Origin of the sequence: Mycobacterium lentiflavum, assembly GCF_022374895.2 — a bacterium.
GTDB classification, from domain to species: domain Bacteria; phylum Actinomycetota; class Actinomycetes; order Mycobacteriales; family Mycobacteriaceae; genus Mycobacterium; species Mycobacterium lentiflavum.
This window is the reverse complement of record NZ_CP092423.2, coordinates 2,109,819-2,127,494: the sequence shown is the minus strand read 5'-3', so window position 1 is coordinate 2,127,494 and position 17,676 is coordinate 2,109,819. Positions and strand designations below refer to the sequence as shown.

At 64.0% G+C, this 17,676-nt stretch carries 18 protein-coding genes; 3 read left to right on the top strand and 15 right to left on the bottom strand.

Going from position 1 to position 17,676, the window contains the following annotated elements:
- Positions 1 to 164 precede the first annotated feature (164 nt).
- From MJO58_RS10210 to MJO58_RS10185, 6 genes are all read right to left on the bottom strand, one after another.
- A complete protein-coding gene (locus MJO58_RS10210) occupies positions 165 to 623 on the bottom strand; it encodes a helix-turn-helix domain-containing protein (protein WP_090601391.1) in 459 nt (152 codons plus the stop codon).
- Positions 620 to 1,036 (bottom strand): hypothetical protein, encoded by a 417-nt coding sequence (locus MJO58_RS10205; protein ID WP_139043252.1) that lies wholly within the window; start codon positions 1,034 to 1,036, stop codon positions 620 to 622. Before MJO58_RS10205 ends, MJO58_RS10210 begins: the two co-directional genes overlap by 4 nt.
- A gap of 192 nt (positions 1,037 to 1,228) precedes the next feature.
- A complete protein-coding gene (locus tag MJO58_RS10200) occupies positions 1,229 to 2,626 on the bottom strand; it encodes an IS1380 family transposase (protein ID WP_065132487.1) in 1,398 nt (465 codons plus the stop codon).
- A gap of 208 nt (positions 2,627 to 2,834) precedes the next feature.
- Positions 2,835 to 2,993 carry a hypothetical protein gene (locus MJO58_RS10195; RefSeq protein ID WP_175364404.1) on the bottom strand — a complete coding sequence of 53 codons (159 nt, stop codon included), beginning with the start codon at positions 2,991 to 2,993 and terminating at the stop codon, positions 2,835 to 2,837.
- Positions 2,990 to 3,196, bottom strand: a complete 207-nt coding sequence (locus MJO58_RS10190; RefSeq protein ID WP_090601389.1) for a helix-turn-helix domain-containing protein — start codon at positions 3,194 to 3,196, stop codon at positions 2,990 to 2,992. The genes MJO58_RS10195 and MJO58_RS10190 overlap by 4 nt, the downstream gene beginning before the upstream one ends.
- 213 nt (positions 3,197 to 3,409) lie before the next feature.
- Positions 3,410 to 4,558 carry a tyrosine-type recombinase/integrase gene (locus MJO58_RS10185; protein ID WP_090608738.1) on the bottom strand — a complete coding sequence of 383 codons (1,149 nt, stop codon included), beginning with the start codon at positions 4,556 to 4,558 and terminating at the stop codon, positions 3,410 to 3,412.
- 679 nt (positions 4,559 to 5,237) lie between these two features.
- Between MJO58_RS10185 and MJO58_RS10180 the strand changes: the two genes are divergently transcribed.
- Complete coding sequence (locus tag MJO58_RS10180; protein ID WP_239722754.1) at positions 5,238 to 5,426, top strand: hypothetical protein; 189 nt, start codon at positions 5,238 to 5,240, stop codon at positions 5,424 to 5,426.
- An 86-nt stretch (positions 5,427 to 5,512) separates the two neighbouring features.
- Here MJO58_RS10180 and MJO58_RS10175 read toward each other — a convergent pair whose 3' ends face one another.
- The 7 genes from MJO58_RS10175 to MJO58_RS10145 all read right to left on the bottom strand — a co-directional run bounded on the left by MJO58_RS10175 (position 5,513) and on the right by MJO58_RS10145 (position 13,284).
- Complete coding sequence (locus MJO58_RS10175; RefSeq protein ID WP_239722753.1) at positions 5,513 to 6,001, bottom strand: hypothetical protein; 489 nt, start codon at positions 5,999 to 6,001, stop codon at positions 5,513 to 5,515.
- A 123-nt stretch (positions 6,002 to 6,124) separates the two neighbouring features.
- Positions 6,125 to 7,801 carry an alpha/beta hydrolase gene (locus MJO58_RS10170; protein ID WP_239722752.1) on the bottom strand — a complete coding sequence of 559 codons (1,677 nt, stop codon included), beginning with the start codon at positions 7,799 to 7,801 and terminating at the stop codon, positions 6,125 to 6,127.
- A gap of 12 nt (positions 7,802 to 7,813) precedes the next feature.
- Positions 7,814 to 8,188: a WXG100 family type VII secretion target gene (locus MJO58_RS10165; RefSeq protein ID WP_239722751.1), complete on the bottom strand. Its 375-nt coding sequence runs from the start codon at positions 8,186 to 8,188 to the stop codon at positions 7,814 to 7,816.
- Positions 8,189 to 9,814: 1,626 nt separating this feature from the next.
- Positions 9,815 to 10,168 (bottom strand): VOC family protein, encoded by a 354-nt coding sequence (locus tag MJO58_RS10160; RefSeq protein WP_090601366.1) that lies wholly within the window; start codon positions 10,166 to 10,168, stop codon positions 9,815 to 9,817.
- 13 nt (positions 10,169 to 10,181) lie between these two features.
- On the bottom strand, positions 10,182 to 10,655 hold the full coding sequence (locus MJO58_RS10155) for a GtrA family protein (RefSeq protein ID WP_090601365.1): 474 nt from the start codon (positions 10,653 to 10,655) through the stop codon (positions 10,182 to 10,184).
- 69 nt (positions 10,656 to 10,724) lie between these two features.
- Positions 10,725 to 12,704 carry a serine/threonine-protein kinase PknD gene (locus MJO58_RS10150; RefSeq protein WP_239722750.1) on the bottom strand — a complete coding sequence of 660 codons (1,980 nt, stop codon included), beginning with the start codon at positions 12,702 to 12,704 and terminating at the stop codon, positions 10,725 to 10,727.
- A gap of 247 nt (positions 12,705 to 12,951) precedes the next feature.
- Positions 12,952 to 13,284, bottom strand: coding sequence for a DUF732 domain-containing protein (locus MJO58_RS10145; protein WP_239722749.1), 333 nt, complete (start codon positions 13,282 to 13,284; stop codon positions 12,952 to 12,954).
- Positions 13,285 to 13,421: 137 nt separating this feature from the next.
- Here MJO58_RS10145 and MJO58_RS10140 point away from each other — a divergent pair, with 137 nt between their 5' ends.
- Positions 13,422 to 14,456, top strand: a complete 1,035-nt coding sequence (locus MJO58_RS10140; protein ID WP_239722748.1) for a polysaccharide deacetylase family protein — start codon at positions 13,422 to 13,424, stop codon at positions 14,454 to 14,456.
- On the opposite strand, the gene MJO58_RS10135 is transcribed toward MJO58_RS10140, so the two are convergent.
- The gene (locus MJO58_RS10135; RefSeq protein WP_175364397.1) at positions 14,453 to 15,556 is read right to left on the bottom strand and encodes a glycosyltransferase family 4 protein; all 1,104 of its coding nucleotides are present in this window, start codon (positions 15,554 to 15,556) and stop codon (positions 14,453 to 14,455) included. The genes MJO58_RS10140 and MJO58_RS10135 overlap by 4 nt on opposite strands.
- 55 nt (positions 15,557 to 15,611) lie before the next feature.
- Positions 15,612 to 16,295 carry a GAP family protein gene (locus MJO58_RS10130; RefSeq protein ID WP_239722747.1) on the bottom strand — a complete coding sequence of 228 codons (684 nt, stop codon included), beginning with the start codon at positions 16,293 to 16,295 and terminating at the stop codon, positions 15,612 to 15,614.
- A 187-nt stretch (positions 16,296 to 16,482) separates the two neighbouring features.
- Between MJO58_RS10130 and MJO58_RS10125 the strand changes: the two genes are divergently transcribed.
- Positions 16,483 to 17,643 carry a glycosyltransferase gene (locus MJO58_RS10125; protein WP_239722746.1) on the top strand — a complete coding sequence of 387 codons (1,161 nt, stop codon included), beginning with the start codon at positions 16,483 to 16,485 and terminating at the stop codon, positions 17,641 to 17,643.
- Positions 17,644 to 17,676 lie beyond the last annotated feature (33 nt).

Genomic DNA, 17,676 nt, shown 5'->3' with positions numbered 1-17,676 from the left:
TGAGGTCTCCTCTTACAATATTGATTAGGCGATCAAACCTTTTCGGAACGGGATTTCGTTGTCGCGTGCCAAAGTTGGTGGAGGGTCTTAAGACTCGTCTGACCCTCTTTGGAACGGGCTATGGGAAGCGACCCGCTCGCGAAGCGAGATAGAGCCGGCGCGCGCTAGCGCGCTACGGACGACGTACCACCCCAGGGACTTTCGGCAACGTCTTTGACTGCCAAGTCTTGGTAATGATCTGGTGGGGGGTAATGGGCTGCCCCTTGACTCCCTGGGAAAACGTCTTGTTTTTGCACCTTGACTCTTGAGTCAGCGGGCAATCTGTTGCACGTTGACCCTGGCATCGTCAGCGCGTATTCGGCCGCCACCCCTGGATTGCCTGGCCCGCGTCCACGACCCTCCTTCACCTTGACTAGCCAGCCTCTCTTGACCAGCGAGACAAGGGCGTTCTTCACTGACCGCTCGCAGATGTCACAATCCTCGGCCAGTCGCGCGTTGCCAGGATGGGCATGGGTGCCGTCGCCATCGGAGTAGGACAGCATCGTCACCAACACGCGGTATTCGGAATACGTCATGTCCACGCCACGCAGGAGCTTGAGGTAGCCGTGTTTGTCGAATGTCATTGGTCGGGTCCGTGCCCGAGATCGCGCCGCCTGCGTTTCACATACCAGCTCGGCGGCTGCATGAGCCGTTCAATGCCACGGATTTGCTCGTATTCCACTTCAAGAGCGGTCGGCACGTCCGACCACCACCACGGCAGCTGTGCCTTGATGATGAGGTTTGGCAACTGCCAATTCGTTTTATCACCGTCAACATATGCGAGTTCTTCGTCATCGGCGATCGGTCCGAACCACACTTGCGCGGCCATTTTGGCCAGGTAGATGGTTCGCTTTGGATTGGTGACGGTAATGGCGGGGAGGCCGCGAATCAGCGTTTGCCTTAGCTCATGCCCGCGCGGGCCGAAAACCCTTGCATCACTGGTAAAGCTGTATCGCGGGTGGTCCGGTATCGACCATCTTCTCGTCTTCATCGTCATTGGAGCCCTATTTAGTTATGGTTAGCCTCGATTTTGCATACCGGTAGGCCGGGGTGCGGGTTGGCCGCGGATTGGCTTGTGCATTCAGTATTTTCGGGTTTTGACATGTTTACTCGCCCCGTGTCGCGGGGTGTGCGAGGTTTCCAGGGCCTTGGGCCTTTCGTGGTCGTTGGGACGGGGTGGTTGGGCGGGTCAGGGGAAGGCTGCGCGGATGCGGTGCCAGGCGTTGGTGATCGTTGTGGCCCAGCGCCAGGTGGAGTCGATGCGGAGCCGCAGTTGTCGGGCGCCGCGGGTGATGCGGGCGGCAACGTGTAGCACACGGTAGCGGAACGTGGCGATCTCGCAGCGGGCGATCTTGGGTTGGTCGGCGAACCCGAGTAGTTTCGCCCAGGTCACGAGATCGTTTGCAGTCAAGACGATTTCCAGCCAGGCGGCGTTCGCGTCGAAGCCGTGGCAGGGCAGGTTGGCCAGCCCGGTGGCCTTGCCTTCGCGGATGCGGTCCTCGACGCGGGCATGTTGGCGGTGTCGCAGCTCGAGTCCGGCCAACTGCCCCGGGATGACACCTGGGGGTGTGTCGGTGATAAAAGCGGTCACCCGCATGCCGTCGGCATCGGTGAACCGCAGCTGGGCGCCGGGGTGCGGGCGCTCCTTGCGCAGGACCAACCGGGTTCCGGCAGGCCACGCGGACAGGTTGACCAGGTCGGTGGCCTCGGCCACCCAGGCCCCGTCGCGGATGTCGCCGGTGGCCTCGATCGCCGGGTACCAGGCATTACCGAGATTGAGGGTGTCCACGGCATCCTGCACGCGGGCATCGACCGGGAAGCCGAAGGAGAATCCGGCGTCGTGATCGCGGCAGGCGTTGGCGAAGGCATGGGTGGCACCGGCCGAGTCCGAGCGCACCACGACCTTGGGCGCCTCGGGATTGTGCGGGCCGTGACGCCAATCGGCCGGCAGCGACGCCAATGCCTGCTCAAGGACCGTGACGTGGTCGGCCGCAGTGTTGCTGCCCGCGTTGCCTTTGCGCAGCAGCCCGGCCAGCGCCTCACCGCCGGCGATCTCTGGGCGGTCCAGAAACGCTAACAACGGGTGGTGTCCGAACGACTTTTTCCAGGTAGAAGCCGCGCTCTCCTTGTTGTCGGAGTGGTCGATGACCAACGTGGCGTCAATATCGATATGCAGCCACTTGCCAGGTGGCGGGTTGGCTCCTGCGGCCCAGGCCGCCGCTCTGGCCGCCGCGCGGGCAGCGCGCACTCCCGCCAGGTGCGCCGCATCGACGCGCTGGTCAACCAGGCGCCACATGGTGGTCGTCGAGGCCGCCGCACCGAATACATGCTCGCGGTCCCTGCAGAGTTGCCCGATCCCGTCGATACAGTCCGCGCCGTCGGCCACCGCCGCCGCCAAATCAGCGAACACCGCACCCGGTGCGTAGACCCATGGGCCCTGGTACGTATCGGCTAATGAGGCCGTGACCTGCGACGACAACCCGGTCAGGTCGGCCAACTCACGCAACAACCCCATCCCCGCATGCGACACCACGCCGTGCCCGTCCGCCGACACTTTCACCCGAGAAACCGCTGCGCTACCCTTCACCTAGAAAGTGCCCTCCCGCTCGGAATCATGGACCTTCAGCAGTCTCATTATCCCTTGCAGGACAGGCACTTTCGCTAACCCCGCACCGTGTCATCCCAAGTTGCGCGCAAAATCCAGGTTAGTCCCTGGCATTAAATGCCTATCTTGAGTTTAGCAAAGTCGCTGTTTTAAATAAGGAAAAGAGGATGCGCATTGGCGCACCCTATGATCACGTTCGAGGTTTCGTCGATACCAGATTCTGAACAAACTCAAGCCTGTCGTGAAGTAACCCGCCCACGATCGACAATTCATCCGGCGAGAGCCGGCGAAGGTTGCGGTCCGAGAGGGTCTTAATCAGGCTGTCGTAGTAGTGGGTCGTGATCTTCACCAGGAACCACCGCCGACCGGCTGCCCCAGCGCGAGCAGGGAGTCACGGCTTACACGGATCAGACGCTTGCCCATCCTGCGGGCTTCAAGGTCACCGCTCGCTATGAGCCGGCGCACCGTCTTCTCGGAAACGCCCAGGTGATCGGCCACCCGACTGGGCGCGACCCATTGCGGTAGTGATGTTGGGGTGGTGTCAACAGACACGTTCTCTCCTTTGGGCAGGGTCAACCCCGATGGTTGACCGAAAACGAGACGCGCCCAAAAACGGGAGAACGATTGCTGTGAGCGTCTGGACACAGGTTGCCTTCGCTAGCCGTTGCTTGTCAAGCGATTTCGCAGAAGTGCTACTGGCGGATTCCCCTATGCACCAAGGGTAGTGGGCGTTGGCACCCACTAGCTACATGTAACTTACGACCTTCATTCGGTAGCTGCGAGCTTAGACAGCGCTTCGGCTATCTGTCTGTCCCTGCCCTGGGCCGCGTGTTGGTATCGCATCGCGGCCTGGGGGGTTGAATGCCCCAATCTCGCCATCAGCTCGGCCAGTGTTGCACCGGTCTGGGCCGCGAGCACTGCCCCCGAATGGCGTAGGTCATGAAACCTTAAGTCTGGACGCTTTGCTTTATCGCGGGCCTTGTAGAAGTGCCTGTACAACGTGGATGGCTGGAGGTACTCCCCCGTCTTCGCGGGAAACAGCAACGCATTCTTTTGTGGTCCAACATGTTTCGTCAAGTGCCCCTCGACGGCCGGGATGATGTGCGGGGGGATCGCAACATCTCGACGACCGGCTTCGCTCTTTGGGTCACCGAGTTTCCAGCCGCCTTCAATACGAACGGCTTGGCGGCGAACCCTGACTATTGCGTCATCAAGGTCGATATCGTTGCGGCGCAACGCAACTAGCTCTCCGAATCGGAGGGCACACCAGCTGGCCAAGATAATCATCAGGCCCAGGTTATCGGGCATCTCCGCAGCAATGATGCCAATTTGTTCTACCGTGGCCGGCTTGGGCTTGATCTTGCGCTCAGCCGTTCCAGCGCCCCGGATGAGGCACGGGTTAACGTCGATGATGCGATCGCGCTCGCGTGCGGTCTCAAGGATGGTGCGCAGCAGCGAGTAAGTATGTGCCCGGATGGTCGGCTTGTCTGGAAGCGTGCGGGCGTACCAGCGGTCCACCGACTCCGTAGTGATGGCACGGATAGCCTTCGTCTTGAACGTCGGATAGATGTGTACTTCCAACAGTTGTTCGTAGTGCTCGCGGGTGCGCGGACGTAGTGGACGGCCCTTGACAGTGCGCGTCTCAACCCACTTGCGGGCGTAGTCGCCGAACTTCACGTCAGCCGCGCGCTTTGCGGTCTTCTGCTCGGCGGTCGCAGGGGGCGACCACAGCTCGCGATCGATCTCACGGCGACGGTCCGTCAACCACGCTTCGGCGTCCTCTTTCGCACCGAAGGTGTGGGGGGCTTCGTAGAGCAAACCATCCGGTCCGGTGTAGCTCGCCTTCCAGCGGCCGGAGCGGAACTGTCGCAAGCGGCCGAACTTACGGCGTGTTGAGCGAGGTTCCCTCGCCATCAGCGGCCGGCTACCTTGCACCACATTTGCACCACATCAGTGTATGCCAGTGGGTGATGGTGTCTATCTCTGGCCAGTGATACTGTTTCACATGTCAGCAGGTAGAGAGCCCGAAGACGCAGGTAGAGAAATTAATTGGGAAGTTTGCTCAGACAGGTTCAATCCCAGTATCGCGCACCAGAGTTTGTGCAGCTCAAACGCAATTTCCAAGCCTCGGGCGAAAATCGCAGACTGCCCCGTGCACTCCCGGACAGCGCAGGCATCGTTGGAACGCGCGACAGGACCCTAGCCAGACAATGGCGCCAGCCGGGACGAGCCACACGGGGGCTCCCTACCGATCTACTTCGCATCTAATGCCGACCTCGAGCAGAGTTCGGCGGGCCTCGGTGCCAGCCCGTGCTGAGCGGCGCGCCGGGCACTTCCGATATGGCAGTGCCTTCGGGTGACGACGACGTTTCCAAGTTCAGGGATGCCGAATGTGCAGTTCGCATTAGAGCCAGTTCGGGCCTCGGCAGGAGGGCTGGCCGGCCGCCGGCGATGCACCGCGGGATCTACGGCATATGCCCGCCCGGCCCGGGGTAATCGGCCACTATCGACCCCGCGCCGCGACGCCGGATTGGGGATAACGCGACAGCGGATTGGGAATAATAGGGGTCTTCGGTAAGGGGGTGCCATCGCTGTGCCCCTTAAGCGTGTCGACGAGTTACAGCCCGGCGACCGGATACGGATGAAGATCGGGCGTGCCACGGTCGTTTCGGTTGAGGCCCTCCCCGACGATCGCACCTTGATCACTTTCGCTTACGGGACGAAAGGCGCTGCCGACAACGATCTGACGGTCGATGTCCTCGACGAGGACGAGTGGGGGTGAAAGAGGCGCCCAGTGGCCCGCGCATGAACCATTGGCACCGCCCGCCGATCACGGTCGACCAGAATAGCGTTGCGCTGCAGTATAATTCACCCGGTGAGGATCGTCGGGAACGGACTGCGGTCGGCTGGCAGATCGGCGGGAAAGCACGGCGAAACCCCTTGCAGCGTAGGGGCATAGCCGGGCTCATACCTAGCGACGATCTGCAGGATGTAGCCGTCGGGGGCATAACCGAATCGGTTGGGCTTGTAGAAGCCCTCCCGCTCGTATACCTGCCAGCCCCAGCTCTTCCAGATATCACCGGCCTTCGCGACGATCGTGTTCGTGTCGACACCGGCCGGCAGCGTCAGATCACCATTGGTCGCGAATTCCATTGGTGGCGTCCCCGTTTCGACATCTTTGCACGGGTGCACGCTACCGCCGCCGCTGTAGCGGCTGGCGTCCAGCGTGGTGCCGGGCGGCAGCGCCTGCAGGGTCTTCTTGAGGTAACCGATCACCGTATCCTGAGCCTGCTGTTGGGTTTTCGGGATCACCGGTTCCAGCTTCCAACCGGGCGGGGGTGGTGGTGTTGCTTCCATCGATGATCCTCCAGTGGCTGTAGCGCCGGTTGATGTGGGCAGTCCGGGCGGACGGTCGTGGCTGCAGGCAACGACGAGCACGATCATCACCAGAGCACCGAGAAGACGCGCACGGCTCATCGCTTAGCCTCCCCCACTACTCGGAATGGCCTGGGGCGCAGGTACACCGGCGATCACGGCGCCCAGATTGAGCAGCGCCGGGTTTCCCTCGCTCCAGTAGCTGCTGTGCGCCGCCACGCTCGGAGTCAGCCCAAGCGGGTCACTGCTCGGTCCGGCGGCCGCAAACAGCCGCGTCGCACCGAAGTCGTCGGCCACCGGATCGTGGCCCAGGGTCATGTCGGTCACCAACTCGATGATGTCATTGCGGGCCCGCATCGCATAGACATTCGCACCCGGTTCCAGGTTCAGGTCGCCGGCATGCCGGACGAGCATCCCGGGGCTGCCCACCGCGACGACGTTGTTGGCGTCGAGGTGATGGCCTCCGGATGCCGCCGCACCGACCAACGTCGAGCCATAACTGTGCCCGATCACCGTGTCGATCGACGGCGCTCCCACGTGCGAGGCACGCTGCCCGCTCTCGAACGCATCCAACGCGCCCCCACCCGCCCGCGCCCGATCGGGCCACGCGGCCTCGAAGAGATCCATCGGACGGTCGTAGCCCATCCAGGTGGTCACCGCGACATCGCCCGGCCTCAAGTTAGGGTCGGCCGCCATCGCGGAGTTGTACATCGCCAAAGACTTCAGGTCGCTGCCTTCGAAGGTCGCGAGGTCCTGGCCGGTGCCCGGCACCAAGATTGCATTGCGCTTGGCGTAGTCGGGGTTTGCGATCGCGACCGCTCCGCGGCCCTGGTTATCGATCAGGCCGAGGTAGCGCCGCACGCCGTCGTTGCGGTTCAACGCGGTCTGCACGGCCTGATAGCCGTCGAGGCTGTGCCGGGCCGCCAGGAGTCGGGGCGCGAGTGCATTGAACTCACCGGTCGTCGCTCCGGTGTGATCGCCCAGGTAGATCTGGGCCGCCAGTTCGTCGACGCGGTGCTGCAGACGGTCGACGTCGGCTTGCGTCTGCTGCGCAAGCTCGGGCAGATGAAGCCGGTTGTAGTAGTCCTTGCCGAGGTGATCGGGCGGGTCCCAGGGCATGCCAGGGTGATTGCCGATGTCGTGGTCCTGGCCGTAGAGCCAGTCCTTCTCCTGCGGCGTGAGCTTGTTCCACAGATCGGCGAACTGCTTGGCATCCTGCGGCAGCGGCTGCTCCAATGCCCGCTGCACGTCGGGCCGGTTGTCATGCGGCCCGGACGGAATGGGCGCGTCGCCGTCGGCCATATTGATCGCCGTCGCCAACTCCTGGTCGACGCCGTTGGCCTCGGCCACGATCGCGTTCAAGCGGGTTTGCAGCTCGGCGCGCTGCGTCTGCATCTTCGCCCATTCGGCTGCGGTGTAACGCAATTGGGGAATCGCCACCACCTGACTGGTCGCGGCGTCGAGTTGCAGCCGAGCCGCGCCGACGTCCGCGCGCAACGTCGCGAGCTCGGCCTTGACCTTGTCGATCCCGCCGGCGGCTTGCTCGGCGGCCCGTGCGACGGCGAGCGCTTCGTTCCCATGCGCGTCGAGGTCTTGGCGCACTGCCGCATTCTGGTGTGCGGCGGCGTCGCGGGATGCACCCTCCCAGGCGGCGAACACCGAGAGCGTCGCCAATTCACGCGACGTGCCCAAGGCGCTGCGCGAGCGCGCGGAGGCCGCGTGGAACACCTCGCGCACCGCTTCGGCGTTCCAGCGGTCAATGTCTGCGACCGATAAGGCCATACCCCACTGTTCTCAGCCGCGGCCGCCGACCGCGGCGGCCCTGGCAGCGACCCCGGCAAGCGCCCGCGCTCGCTCTGCCTCGGCCGCCGCATGCGCGACCGCGGCGTCTTGCAGCGCGAATCCGTGCTCGCCGACCTTGCGCACTAACGCCTGCGCCACCGGCAGCCATCGCGCCGCCCGGGCACTGAGGGCCACCGCCGACGTGCCGGCCCATCCGTCCTGAGCCGCCTCGATCCGGTTGTCGGCCGTGAGTAACCCTGCCGCCAGCTCCTCGGCCTGATCGCTCACCTGCCTTCCCGAAACCGTCAACTGGTCCACATCGATGTTGATGTCACACACCGTCGGATCCCCTTCCCGGTTGACAAGGCAGCAATCGCAGGTCTGCACCAGTAGCCGGAGCGTAAAGGCACGAGGGACGCAACGCACTTCACCCCGTCACGGGCGTCGAGGCTTATGACAACCGTGACATTCCGACAGTTCTGACGCGCCCGTCAAAAAGAGGCTGTAGGTATGGGTTTCTCGGAGAATTCAGACTCGAGGCCTTATTTCTTGGCCGTTTTTCGGAACACCGGAGGGGCTGGGTATGAATTTCTCAATCGGGACAGACTCGGGGATTTATCAAGAATTTATTGGTTGCCAAGAGATAGCGCCAAACCTGCTGGGATTACTTGATTTTGGCGAGTTAGATGCCCTACGTTCGAGGACAATCGGCTGCTAAAAATTTATTATTCCTGCGGGAGGACGAAATGCAGACGATAGCGCTAGTGGTAGTGGCCATGATCGGCGCATTCATGCTCGTTTTTGGCTTCGGCAACGTCGGCTGCTTCAGTGAGTGCGCAGGCAACGCGAGCGGCATCAAGTGCTCCACGTGCGACTCCCCGTCCGACGGCCAGACCAAGCTGGGCTACCACACCATAGGCCGTTAACCAGAACTTTCACCACGCACCGGCGGTCGACGGTGGTGCTTCGTTTTGCCGGCTGACGCGCCGTCGACCCCGTCGCGATCAAGCGAACAGCCGGTGGTCTCGACGGCTGCGGCCAGCCGACGACATTCGACGCTTCCGGTTGCGGATGGACCCCCCAACCCGGTCGACTTACTTTTGACCAGGGGCAACCTGTCCATTAAAGGGCCGCTAATTGCCGCGCCATTCAAGATCAATTATGTGGCGATCAAGATCAGATTAATCAGCGGTCACGATCAAGTAACTCCTCAATCAAGATCATTCGGCCAGAAGCCCAGACCAATTGCTAGGGCGCACGCCTACGGGCCGGATGAATTCCACACGGCCTGCCGAATTCCACGCTCCGCTAACCCGGATTTGTGATATGTCGGCGAACGTGATGGGATGCCGAGTTTGCGATTCTCCTGAACCCCTACCCAGCCTCCGCGTCGGGCGGTGCTACCGGCACCGGGCAACTCACACACAAGTCCGCATTCGAACCGCACTCGAATCAGCGGACAACATGGGTGCGGTGTAGCGGGTTAATGCCAGTACTCCGCCGGCGGACACCACAGGAACACGCGACAGATTTCCGTAAAACGTTGGGACACAAACAGACTCGGCCGCAGCGTGAGTCTTGCGCTACCCAGAGTTAGGGGATGCCGGCCGAAAAATTAAGTGAAGCGGCCACCGAGGATCCTCCCGGTGGCCGCCTCGTCGGCCATTAAACGATGCTAGCTTTCGCCCGCGATCCGCGTGCCGTTTTCGCGAGTTCTTCCGCAGATCCGAAGCTCGGACCGCTCGAGTCCAGGCCAGCGCAGGTCAGAGGCCATGGTGGCATCCGCGACCTACGAGTCTCAGTCTCAGTCTCAATCTCGCCGACTTGGTGATGAAGATGGTGGAATTCGTGCGGCTAGTCCACCAGCGGACCGCGTTTCCCCACCAACTCGACGCACTCGGTTCGCCGATCACGCCGTGATAGTGGACAGCGGATTCTCTTCCAGGCCACCGGTTCCCGCGGCGGCCAACGTCAGGTCGAGCGGCATCGCACCGCGTGATGCCGTCGCGCCACTCAGCGAGCCAGCGGCTTGTAGAAGACCACGCCGTTACCCTTGTTGTCGTAGACCACGGCACGACGCTCGTGGGCGTCGTCGTACGGGCCCTTCACGATGCCGCCACCGCTGGCCTCGACAGCCTTGGCCGCCGCATCGACATCGGCGGTCTTGATACCGACGACAACCTGCCCGGGTATGGGATGGTCGACGTCGGTCGCCAGGGCGAGAGTGACCGGCCCGCCGTCGAGGGCAGCGAAGTGAGCGCCGTCGCGGAATTTCAGCGCCATGCCCAGCGTCTCGCTGTAGAACCGGATCGACTCGTCCAAGTCGTCGGTCGACAAGATGATCATCTTTACTTCGTGCTCGCTCACCGGGTGCCTCCTGTCAGCGGCGGAAGACCACCCACCGCATCGCGCTATACATGTACACCGCTTCGCACATGCCCGCAACGATTCGCGACAGCTGGTACTGCAGCCCGATCGCCGACAACAGCGTGGTCACCCCGAGGATGAAGGCCAGGTAGTTGACGACGACCACGACGACGTAGACCGCGAGCTGGGAGCCGACCGCGCCGTGGGACTGAAAGTTGAAGGTGCGGTTGAGCACGTAGCTCAGCGCGAAGGCGCACGCGTAGGACACGGTGACGGCAATCGGCACCGGAAGGTCGAGGCCATCGCGCAGCGTGGTGAGCAGCACCAGATCGACGCTGAAGGTGAAGCCGTTGATCACGCAGAAACCGAGGAACGTCGGGGCGATGATCGAATCGAGCCCGAACGGAAGCCGGCTGACCACCGCCTCACAGGACTTGTGGAATCGGTCGACCGCGCGCGATTGGCTGACCCGCGATTCGGCTGTCACGCGGTCACCGTGCCATGAGCGGGTTTACGCCATGTGAGCACTTGGCCAACTCTTCGCTCGCCGGGTGCATCACTTCGCGGGCAGCTTGACGACCCGGTCGCCGGTGTAGTCCGTGACAAACAGGTTGACGGCCTTGTCCACCGCGATACCGCTGGGGTGGTTGAGCCCAACGAAGGGCAGCACGCTCTGCCGCCCCGACCCGGCTTCCATTTTCAGCACCCGGTTGTCGCTGTAGTCGGTGACGAAGATGTCGCCCCCGCTGTCCACCGCGACACCGCTGGGGTCGCCCGGGGTGAACAGGCCGCTGAACGGCACCACGCTTTGGCGGTTTGAGTCCGCCTCCAGCTTCACCACCCGGCTGTTGCCCGAGTCGGCGATGTAGACATTGCGCGCCTTGTCGAGCCCCACCCCCTCGGGTGAGTTGAGGCCGGTCAACGGCAGCTCGATCGGGGTGCTCGCGCCTGCGGGCAGCTCCAGCACGCGATTGGCGTCGGTGTCGGCGAGATAGAGAGCGCCTGCTTCGTCCGTCGCCACCCCCTGGGGCCGGTGCAGGCCGGTGAACGGCAGCACGGTCTGGGTGCTCGAGCCGGCCGCCAACTTGAGCACCCGATTGTTGTTGGTGTCGGCGACATACAGGTTTCCGGCGCCATCCCCGGCCACACCCTGGGGCGAGTTGAGGCCGGTGAAGGGAAGTTCGATCGCGGTGTTGGAGCCCGGCGCCAGTTTGAGCACCCGGTTGTTGATGTCGTCGGCGACGTAGATGTTGCCGGCGGGGTCGACCTCGACATCCGCGGGGTGGCCAAGCCCGTTGAACGGCAACGTGACCTGGGCACCGTAGGAGGGATCGCGATGTTGATTGGGCTGCTTGTCGTGATCGGTCTCGAACTGTCCGACGATGACGACGAAGGCGAGCACGACGGCGGCCACCGTCGCCAGCGCGGCTGGAACCACGATGACCGGTCGTCGCCACCACAGGCGCCGCGGCGGGGTGTCGGCGTCGTCGGGCCACGGTTGCCTGAACGGTTCCAGATCGGACGGTTCGTCGGCGGGTGCTGCTTCGACCGCGAGATACGAGGTCACCGGTGGCGGCGGGTCAGCCAGATACGAGCTGATGGGCGGTGCCGGCTGCACGAGATTCCCGTTCGCGGCGGGGTAAGGCTCCGGCTGCGGTGGGGGCACGGGTTGTTCGTACCCATCGGGTGCCGCGTGTCTGGCCCGGACTGGTGCCCGGGTGGTACCGGCGATGACGTCGTTAGCGGCGTCGGCCAGCGCAAGGGTGGTGGCATACCGGTTGGCGGGGTCTTTGGCCATGCCAGTGGCGATGACGTCGTCGAGGCGCGGGGGCACACCTGGTCGGGTGACGGACGGTCGCGGCGGCGGGGTGCTCAGGTGCGCGGCGAACAGCCAGGTATCCCCGGCGAAGGGCGGCTGTCCGGTCAGGCATTCGTAGAGCACACACGCCAGCGAGTAGATGTCGGCGCGGGCGTCGGCCTCGCGAGCCCCGGATCGCTCGGGAGCCATGTAATGCCAACTGACGACCTCGTTGTCGGAGTTCGTCAATCGCGTCTCGTACCACGGCGCCAACCGCGCGATCCCCAGGTCGACGAGGTAAGCGAAGTCGTCGCGATCAATCAGGATGTTGGAGGGTTTGACATCACCATGGACCAGGCCGATCTCGTGCACGGCGTGCAGCGCGTCGGCCACCTGCCCGATGATGCGCACCGCACGAGCCGGCTCGATCGGCCCGTCCGCCAACACCTCTTGCAGGTTGCGCCCGTCGATGAGCTCCATGTCGATGTAGAGCTGCTCGCCGATTTCGCCGTAGTCGTTGATGGGAACGATGTGTGGGTTGTTCAGTCGTGCCGCCGCGGCCGCTTCCCGGCGGAACTGTTCCACGATCGCGGGATCGGCAGCCAGCTGGGGTGGGAGCAGCTTGATCGCGGCTGTGCGATTGGCGGTCTCGGTGTCATGCGCGCGCCACACCTCCCCCAGGTCGCCGCGGCCCAACAACTCGACGAGCCGGTAGCGACCGAACTCCCTTCCCTCCACGGGCTCACCATACCCAGCCGGGCCGTCGTTTGAGGATCAAGTTCTGCCCGCCGGTCGACGGCAGCTCCGGTATCCGCTTCCCCCGCAGGGTTATTGGGATGGGTGCGGCCGGGCGGACGCCCAACACAGACGCCATGGCCACGCTGGCGCGCTCAGCAAACTTTCAAGCAAATAACATCACCGTCACCAAAAGAGACGGCTGACGGCGCGAAATGCCAAGAACTATCCCGGACCGGGTGTGACCGGCCTAGGACTTGGGCGCGTTTTTGGCGTCCAGATCCATGTCCGGGCAGAACGCCTCGACCGCGGCGAAGGCGATCATCTTGGTCTGCTGCTGGCTGTACCCCAGGTTCTGAATCCGCTGCAGGGCCTGTTCCGGCGAGACGAGGTTGTTGCGCAGCTCGTTGCACAGATTCGTGCCCACATGGACGATCGTCTCGCGGCTGGAGTAATGAATGTTGTTCTGGTCCAGGTAGTTGATGTAGTCGGGCGTATTCTCCGGGTCAGCGTTGGCCACTGCCGGCACTGAACACAGCAGTGCGGGCAGGGCGATGAGAGACGCCGCGAGTGCTGTTTTCATGGAACCGAGCATAGGATCACCCCCGAACTTCTAGGTGAACTATAGGCAAACGGCGATACTCACGGCAGGCTGTAGCAAAAGTCAACGGTACGAGTTGCCGCGCCGGATCGGCCGGAATCGCTAGAGTTCCCTTGTTGATGACACACCTGAGCAACCTCGTCTCACCCGCGGCGCGCGTGGCGGTCAAAAACATGGCAGCCCGACTGCTCTGCGCCGTCGGTGTTCCCGCGCTTGCGCGGCGACTACACCGCGATGTGTTGGGGATCGTGATGTTTCACGGCGTGGAGGACGAGACACTGTCGCCGGCCTGCTGGCACGTACTCGATGCGGCGACATACCGGAGACAACTCGAGTACATCCGCGAGCACTTCAACGTCCTGCCACTCGAGGACGCCCTAAATCGGCTTGCGGCGGCAACGTTGCCGCCGCGCGCGTTGACGATCACCTTCGACGACGGCACTCGCAACCTCCTCACGCACGCGGTCCCGGTATTACGCGAGCTGGGACTGCCCGCCGCGGTGTTCCTCGCGACCGGGCCCATGGGCACCGAGGAGACCTTATGGCCCGACCGGCTATGGCTGGCGATCGCCGGCACTGCCGCGACTGAAGTCGACCTGGCGGCATTGGGCTTGGGCATTTGTTCGCTCGAAGGGGACGCCAACCGCGGGAAGGTTTACGGGTCGGCGGCGGCGCGGATGAAAGACCTGCCGGACGCACATCGGATCACGGTGCTCAGCGAGGTTCTGGAGGCCTTGGGCGAGCGCGACGGCGGCGATGGCGGCCCGTTCCGCATGTTGTCCTGGGACGAAGCACGCGAAATGGTCAGCGACGGCCTGGTGACGCTTTACCCGCACACGGTGTCGCACCCGATCCTTTCCCGCTGTACCGACGACAAGGTCGCGCAAGAAATCACGGATTCCTGCGACATGGTCGAACGTGAGACCGGCCGGGCACCAAAGGTTTTCGCCTACCCCAATGGGCGGCCGCAAGATTTCGACGCACGCGCCCAGGAGGTGCTGCGCGGCCGCGGCGTGCGCTGGGCGTTGTCGACCAGGTACGGATTCGCCGACCGCCGCTGCGACCCCATGGCGTTGCCGCGGCTACCCGTGGGCAGCGACACGTCTTTCGATTACTTCCGGCTGATGGTGTCGGGCGGCCTGCCCGGCCGCTAGCGACTCACCGCCGGACGCCGGATCGACGCGGCGGCAAGCCACAATTCGTGCAATGCGTCCCGCCAATGAGCGACGTCGAACTCGCGGGCGCGCTGATATGCTGCCGCCGCGAGGCGATTGCGTAGCTCGACGTCGACGATCAGGGACTGCAGCGCTGCCGCCAGCTGCTCGGGCTTGCCGGGCTCGATCAGCACACCACTCACCCCGTCGGTCACCACCTCGGGTATGGCGCCCACAGCGGTGGTCACCACCACCACGCCGGTGGCCATCGCCTCGAGCACTGCCATCGGCAGCCCCTCGCTGTAGCTGGGCAACAAAAAGATCGCCGACTCGGCTAGCAGCCGGTCCCTCTCCTCGGGCCCGACCCAACCGACGACATCGACGGTGTCACCTAGTCCGTCGGCGCGAACGATGTCGCGCACCTCCTCCACTTCGCCGTCACCGGCCACGGTAACTCGCAAGTTGGCACGAATCTCGTTGGGCAGCATGTTAATAGCGCGAACTAGGTCGTAGGTGCCTTTGTTCTCGCCTAGCTTGCCCAACGCCACCGCCCGTACCGGTTGCGCGGTCCGCGGCGAGGGTGCGACAGCGGGCACGACCACGGGGTTGTACAGCACTCGAGTGCGGGATTCATCGAAGCCCAGGCTCGCACATGACTCCTGCACGTGGAATTGGCCGAGCACCGCCGAATAGTCAGCGCGCAAGGCCAGGCGCACGGCGCGGCCCAACGGCCGCGGCAGCTCCTCGAGCCAGGGGAAGAACTGCGTGGTGTGGCCGTGGACGATGGTCGGCACACCGCGCAGCCGAGCGACGAAAAGCGGGACGGCCTTACGCACAATGCTGCCGCGCCAGGAATAGTGCACATGGAAGACGTCGACCAAGCCGAACAACAGCAGGGCCGACGCTTTGAGCATGCCCGTGATGCCGGTCCACAGCCGCACCGGCAGCGATGCGTCGTTGTAGGTGGGAATCATGCGAACGCGGAACCGTGGGTCGCTGTCCTCGACTAGCAGGCGCATCATCGTCGCCATGCCGCCGCGGCTGTTGGGTCCCGCCGGGGCGTTCCCGATGGTCAGAATTCGTATCGGCCGGGACGTCATCTGGTTTATCTCAATGCCCGTATCCCCATCGCTGTTCTCACCGCTCAAGCTAGCCTCACCACAGGACGCTGCGGAACAGCAGAGCATCCGCTACGAGTCCGACACCGACGACCAGAAATAATATGCGCACCGAGATCGGACCGTAGCGAGTCAGGCCGCGCACGATGCCCCGCTGTATCCGGACAGCCCGCTTGGTCTTGCGAGTGGCGAGAAACAGGATCACCAGCGACGGCGTGAGTGCCAGCGTCCAGTAGGCGTAGACCAGCAGCGGCCAGGCCGGCGGTCGCGGATGCAGCGCGGCGAGCATGGCCAACCCGGTGATGTACGGAATGGAGGTCGGTGCCTGCCCGATGCCGACCGCGGCGCCGAGGATTCCGAGCAGCCAGGGACGCTGCCGCATGGCCGCCAGCGCCCAACCCGGCGCCGAGGTTTGTGCGGTCAACGGAAAGTACGCCAGGCACATCAGCACGACGCCAAGCACTAGCTGGCCCCAAAAGTGAAGCGCCGGAGTGATTTTGAAGTCGACCGAGTGTTTCAAGATTCCCAGTCCGAGTACGGTGCAGACGCCGAACGTCGTGGTGATCGCGAACAACCCTGCGATAAAGCTCAGCCCGCCCGGGATCGGTGAGCGGCGATCGAGTCGGCTGGCGTAGACGACGGCTGAGACGACGCCCACGTTGAGGACATTCAGCGAGTCGAGGAAGGCCAGACCGGCAAGCGCCAGCAAAAGAGCTTCCATGATCGCACCGAAGTTACTGCAACCGCCTGGACGTGCCGACACAAAGGGGGCGTTAAGCGCAGAAAAATATGAAAATACTAAGAATGCGGGGGTGCGTCGGCCGTTGGTTCCCCGCTTGCGCCCGAGCGCCACGACCGTCAAGGTCGAACGGTCGACGTGTAGATATTTTCGCGAGTGAGGTCGCCCTGTGAAATTTGCGCTCGCCGGCTACGGCAGCCGCGGCGACGTCGAGCCGTTTGCGGCCGTCGGCAGGGAGCTGCTGCGTCGGGGTCACGACGTTTCGATCGCGGTCACGCCCAACATGATCGGCTTCGTGGAATCGGCGGGGCTCGCCGCCGGCGCGTTCGGGCCGGATCCGCCGCAGCACCACGATTTCTCGCACACGACACTGCAGAATCCGATCCTCATGATGGCCGCGGTCATGGATCAGATCCGAGCGGCCTGGGCGCAGTGGGGCGCGTCGCTGCTGGCACTGGCGAACGGGGCCGACTTGGTGCTGACGGGCAAGAGCGAGCAGGGACTGGCCGCCAATGTCGCGCAGTACTACGGCATTCCGCAGGCCGCGCTGCACTTCTTCCCCGACGGCGCGGCTCAGACCAACGACATGCTGGCCGGCCTGGCGGCCGAGGCCGAAGACGCCCAGCGCGCCGAACTGGGCCTGGTGCAAGTACCGGGAACGAGCGCGCTGGAGATCCAGGCCTACGACAAGCTCTGCTTCCCCGGGCTCGCCGCGCACTGGGCCCAACAGGGTCTGCGTCGTCCCTTCGTCGGCTCCTTGACTTTGGAGTTGCGCGCGGACGCCGACGGCGAGGCGTTGGCGTGGATCAAGGCCGGGACGCCGCCGATCTACTTCGGCTTCGGTAGCGGCGTGCGGGTCGCCTCGGCCGACACGGTCGCGGTGATCGCCGAGGCTTGCGCACAGTTGGGCGAGCGGGCGCTGATTTGCTCTGGCCCCAATGACTTCACCGCCGTTGCGCACTTCGACCACGTCAAAGTCGTCGGCGAGGTCAACCATGCGACCGTCTTCCCGGCATGCCGCGCGGTCGTGCACCACGGGGGCGCCGGCACCACGGCGGCGGGCATGCGGGCCGGCATCCCGGCGTTGATCCTCGGCCTCGGGGTCGACGATCAACAGGTCTGGGCCGAGACCGTGCAACGGCTGAAAGTCGGCTCCGGCGGCGAATTTCGGACGACCACGCTGGATTCGTTGATCGCGGCACTGCGCTGCATCCTGGCTCCGGAGTACGCCACCCGCGCCCGTGCGATTGCCGCCCTGATGGCCACGCCGGCCGAAAGCGTCGGCCGCGCGGCCGATCTCCTGGAAGAGGCCGCCCGCGCGGGGCGCTAGCGTCAATACAGCCACGGCTGTATTGTTCTGCCA

Excerpts from the sequence above, each read along its gene's own strand:
- MJO58_RS10210 (WP_090601391.1), bottom strand. The coding sequence starts at position 623 with ATGACATTCGACAAACACGGCTACCTCAAGCTCCTGCGTGGCGTGGAC.
- MJO58_RS10205 (WP_139043252.1), bottom strand. The coding sequence starts at position 1,036 with ATGACGATGAAGACGAGAAGATGGTCGATACCGGACCACCCGCGATAC.
- MJO58_RS10185 (WP_090608738.1), bottom strand. The coding sequence starts at position 4,558 with ATGGCGAGGGAACCTCGCTCAACACGCCGTAAGTTCGGCCGCTTGCGA.
- MJO58_RS10175 (WP_239722753.1), bottom strand. The coding sequence starts at position 6,001 with ATGGAAGCAACACCACCACCCCCGCCCGGTTGGAAGCTGGAACCGGTG.
- MJO58_RS10170 (WP_239722752.1), bottom strand. The coding sequence starts at position 7,801 with ATGGCCTTATCGGTCGCAGACATTGACCGCTGGAACGCCGAAGCGGTG.
- MJO58_RS10145 (WP_239722749.1), bottom strand. The coding sequence starts at position 13,284 with ATGAAAACAGCACTCGCGGCGTCTCTCATCGCCCTGCCCGCACTGCTG.
- MJO58_RS10140 (WP_239722748.1), top strand. The coding sequence starts at position 13,422 with ATGACACACCTGAGCAACCTCGTCTCACCCGCGGCGCGCGTGGCGGTC.
- MJO58_RS10135 (WP_175364397.1), bottom strand. The coding sequence starts at position 15,556 with ATGACGTCCCGGCCGATACGAATTCTGACCATCGGGAACGCCCCGGCG.
- MJO58_RS10130 (WP_239722747.1), bottom strand. The coding sequence starts at position 16,295 with ATGGAAGCTCTTTTGCTGGCGCTTGCCGGTCTGGCCTTCCTCGACTCG.